General features: G+C 77.6%; 3 protein-coding genes. All 3 read left to right on the forward strand.

Going from position 1 to position 4,322, the window contains the following annotated elements; genetic code table 11:
• The first annotated feature begins 25 nt into the window (after positions 1 to 25).
• The gene (locus FOE67_RS18085) at positions 26 to 1,276 is read left to right on the forward strand and encodes a glycosyltransferase family 4 protein (RefSeq protein ID WP_182665566.1); all 1,251 of its coding nucleotides are present in this window, start codon (positions 26 to 28) and stop codon (positions 1,274 to 1,276) included.
• On the forward strand, positions 1,273 to 3,159 hold the full coding sequence (locus FOE67_RS30115; RefSeq protein WP_182665561.1) for a lipopolysaccharide biosynthesis protein: 1,887 nt from the start codon (positions 1,273 to 1,275) through the stop codon (positions 3,157 to 3,159). The genes FOE67_RS18085 and FOE67_RS30115 overlap by 4 nt, the downstream gene beginning before the upstream one ends.
• A partial coding sequence (locus FOE67_RS18095) for an MATE family efflux transporter (RefSeq protein WP_182665563.1) occupies positions 3,156 to 4,322 on the forward strand: 1,167 nt, incomplete at its 3' end. The genes FOE67_RS30115 and FOE67_RS18095, both read left to right, overlap by 4 nt.

A 4,322-nucleotide genomic window follows, 5' to 3' on the forward strand; every position in this document is an offset into this window, starting at 1 on the left:
GCCCCCGTCCGCACCCCGCGAACGCCTGCTCCTGGTCTCCACCAACTACGCACCCGAGCGCGCCGGGATCGGCCCCTACGCCGCCCAGATCGCCGAGGACTGGGTGACCCGTCGCGACGCCGAGGTGCACGTGCTGGCCGGGATGCCGCACTACCCCGCCTGGCGCGTCGACCCCGCCTGGCGCGGTCGGTGGCGCGCCGGCGAACTGCGCGACGGCGTCCGGGTGCACCGCCGCCGCCACACCGTGCCGTCCCGTCAGACCGCCGTGCGACGCGGCCTGTACGAGGCCTCCATCCTGGCGGGCGGTCTGCTCGCCCCGCCCGCCGTCGGCCGCCCCGACGCCATCCTCGCCCAGATGCCCTCCCTCGCCGGCGGGGTGCTCGCCGCCCGGCTCGCCCGCCGCGGGCGGGTGCCCTTCGTGCCGGTGGTGCAGGACCTGATGGGAGCCGCCGCCGCGCAGAGCGGCATCGCCGGCGGCGGGCGGGCCGCCGCCGCGGCGGCGGCCGTCGAGCGCCGCGTGCTGGCCGCTGCCACCCTCGTGGGCGTCATCCACGAGAGCTTCCGCGAACGGGTCCGTTCCCTGGGCGTGCCCGACGACCGGATCCGCCTGGTGCCCAACTGGGCGCACGTCTCGCGCCCCACCGGCACCCGGGCCGACACCCGCGCCCGCCTCGGTTGGGAGCCCGGCCGCACGGTGCTGCTCCACTCCGGCAACATGGGGCTCAAGCAGGGCCTGGAGGTCCTGGTGGAGACCGCCCGCCTGGCCCCCGACCTGCTGGTGGTCCTGATGGGGGACGGCAACCGGCGCGCCGCCCTGCTCGAGGCCGCCGCCGACGTGCCCAACCTGCGGATCCTGCCCCCCGCGGGGGACGCCGAGTTCCCCGACGTCCTGGCCGCCGCCGACGCCCTGGTGGTCACCCAGCGCGCCTCGGTCCTCGACATGAGCGTGCCCTCCAAGCTCACCTCGTACTTCACCGCCGCCCGCCCGGTCATCGCCTCGGTGGCCGACGGCGGCGGCACCGCCGAGGAGATCCGCCGCTCCGACGCCGGCTGGCTGGTGCCGCCGGAGAACCCCGCCGCCCTCGTCGGGGCCGCCCGCGAGATCGCCGCCGACCCGGCGGCGGCCGACGCGATCGGGGCGCGCGGATTCGACTACGCCCGCACCCACCTGGGCCGGGAGGCCGGCCTGGCCCGGATCTCCGCACTCCTCGACGAGGCGCTGGCCGTCCACCGACCGGACGCCGCCCCGCACGAGCGGAAGGACGCCACCGCATGAGGGAACCGGCACCGCACCGCGAGGACGCCCGCCCCGGCCACGCCCACGACGAACCCGACCAGTTGCGCGAGCAGTTCCGCCAGCTGCTGCGCTACCGCCTGTTGATCGGACTCGGCGTCCTGGTCGGCCTGCTGGGCGGCGGATGGCTCGGCCTGGGCACCACCGACACCTACATCGCCGGTACCGAGGTGGTGCTGCGCGCCCCCACCCGCGACGCCTTCGAGGGCGGCACCCTGGACCGGGTCGCGATGGGCTCCGAGCGCCGCACCGCCGTCAGCGGCACCGTCGCCCGGGCCGCCGCCGTCGAACTCGGCCTCCCCGAGGAGGAGGCCGACCGGATCAAGGAGGGCCTGCAGGTCACCAACCCGCCCAACACCGAGGTGCTGCGCTTCTCCTACACCGCCGACGACCCCGCCCGCGCCGCCCGCTACGCCAACGCCTTCGCCACCGCCTACCTGGAGAACCGACGGGCGGTGGCCGACCGGATGGTGGAGAACATGGTCGCCTCGCTGGAGGAGCAGCGCGGTCCCCTGCTGGAGGAACGCCAGGCCCTCGACTCCGACATCGCCGGCCTGCCCGAGGGAAGCTCCGCGCACGAGCAGGCGCTCGCCTCCCGCGCCGGCCTCACCACCCGGATCAACGACCTGAACGACCGCGTGCACGCCCTCACCGCGCTGGACACCACCGGCGGGCGGATCATCACCGAGGCCGCCCCACCCGCCTCGCCCTCCGGCCCGGGACCGGTGCTGCTCACCGCCCTGGGCGCGATGCTCGGCGCCGGTCTCGGCCTCCTCGCCGCCTGGCTCCGCCTGGTCTTCGACCCCCGGGTCCGCTCGGCCGGGGATGTCAGCCGCGCCCTGCGCGCCCCGGTGCTCGGGGTGCTGCCGCGCACCGCCCGCCCCGCCCCCGGCCGACTGCTCGCCGGGGGACGCCTGGCCGAGGAGTTCCGTTCGGTGGCCTTCCGGCTGGCCTACGACGAGACCTTCGCCAAACGCCGCCGCCTGCTGGTGGTGGCCCCGCGCGGCGGCATCGGCACGCCCCTGACCACAGCCGTCAACCTCTCGGCGGCGTTCGCCGAGATGGGCATGGACGCCCTGCTCATCGAGGCGGACCTGCGCACCCCCACCCTCACCGAGCAGTTGCGGCACGCCGACGGGGTGCGCCCCGGCTGGGCCAGTTCCCCCGGCGGCGGCGAGGGCGGATGGCCCGCCGGCCGGCGGGTGCCGATCGACGCCGGCGAGTCCGGCGTCTTCGACCTGGTCCCCGGCCGTCGGGTGCGCAACGTGCCGCGCGCCCTGACCTCGCCGGCCGCCGGCCGACTGGTCGCGCACGCCGATGCCCGGGGAGCCGTGGTGACCGTGCTCGCCCCCGCCGTCCTCTCCTACGCCGACGCCATCGCGCTCATCGACCGGGTGGACGGCGTGCTCGTGGTCTGCGACCCCGGCGAGGTGCGGCGCGACGACCTGGCCCGGGTGCGCGAACTCGTGGTCGGGGCCGGGGGGACGATCCTCGGCGCCGTCCTGCACTCCTGGGGGACCGGGGTCGAACGCTGGTCGGACCACGAGGGCGACCGGAACCCCGAGGAGCCCGACGGCCCCGACGAGGCGGACGCGCCCCGGGACCCCGAGGGCACCGACACCCCGTACCACGAGCCCTACGGCGCCGGGGCCCCCGACGGCCGGGAGCCGCCCGGGGGGCCGCGGGAGCACCGGGAGCGTTCCGTCGCCGCCGGCCGCCCCCGGCGACGGGAGGGGGGCGACACCCCGGGCACCCGGTACGGCGACCCCCGCACCGGCCCGCGCCCCCGCGACCTCGGCTCGGAGACCCTCGGGCTGCGGATCGTCGACCCGTCCGAACTCGAAGAACGCTCCCCCCGCCCGTGACGGGGGCCGCCGGCCCGGTCCCCGCCGGGGGTCCGGGCCGGGTCCGCACGGCCGTGCTCGCCTCCGTCGCCGACCAGGGCGTCGCGGCGCTGACCAACATCGCCGTCGTCGTCTTCGTCGCGCGCGGCGCGGACGCCGCCTCGTTCGCCGACTTCGCCGTGGTCTACACGGTCTTCACCCTGCTGCTGGGGGCGTCCACCGCCTACGTGGGACAGGCCCTGGTGCTGGGCCGGGGCACCACCGCCGAGCGGGGCCGCGAGTGCCGCACCGCCGTCGCCTTCACCGCGGTGGCCGCCGGCGTGCTCGCCCTGCCGCTCGCCGCGCCGGCCCTGGTGGCGCCGGACGGGATCCCCGCCGGGCTGGCGGCCCTGGGCCTGGTGCTGCCCGTGGTGCTCACCCAGGACGCCCTGCGGTACGCCTTCTCCCTGCTCGGGCGCCCCGGCCGGGCCCTGGCCGGGGACCTGTTGCGACTCGCCGTCGTCCTCCCCGTCCTGGCGGTGCTGCCGGCCGGCACGGGAACCTTCGGCACCGTCCTGGCCTGGGGGCTCTCCGCGCTCCCGGCGCTGGCGCTGGGGCTGTTCCTGCTGCGCCGCGCGATCGGCCCGGCCGCCCCCGGTCCGGCCGGGGAGCCGGCCCGACGCCCGGTGCGCGCGCTCCTGGCCCGCGACCACCTCGGCCGCCGCTTCGTCGTCGAGTTCGGGGTGGGGAACGCCGGCACCCAGCTGGCCGTGATCGGTCTGGGCGTGTTCGCCACCCCCCTCGCCGTGGGCGCGCTGCGCGGCGCCACCACCCTCTTCGGCCCGCTGAACGTGCTGTACAACGCCGTCACCGGGTTCGGCCCGCCGCTGCTCAACCGACTCGGGACCCCCGCCCGACGGGCCCGGGCGGCGGCGGCGACCGGCGGCGTGCTGGCCGTGGTGGCCGCCGGCTGGGGGCTGGTCCTGTACCTGTTGCCGGCAGCGGTCGGTCGGCAGGTTCTGGGGGAGACCTGGGACGCCGCCGCCGGCCTGCTGCCCGCCACCGGCACCCAGTACGCGATCATGGCGGCCGGGGTGTGCGGCCTGGTCACCCTCCGGGTGCTGCGCCCCGGCGCCACCCTGCCGATCCAGGTGGTCTTCTCCGCCCTCTCGGTGGCCTGTCTGGTGGGGGGCTACCTGGTGGGC

This window comes from Streptomyces calidiresistens (assembly GCF_014141525.1).
Taxonomy (GTDB): Bacteria; Actinomycetota; Actinomycetes; order Streptomycetales; family Streptomycetaceae; genus Streptomyces; species Streptomyces calidiresistens.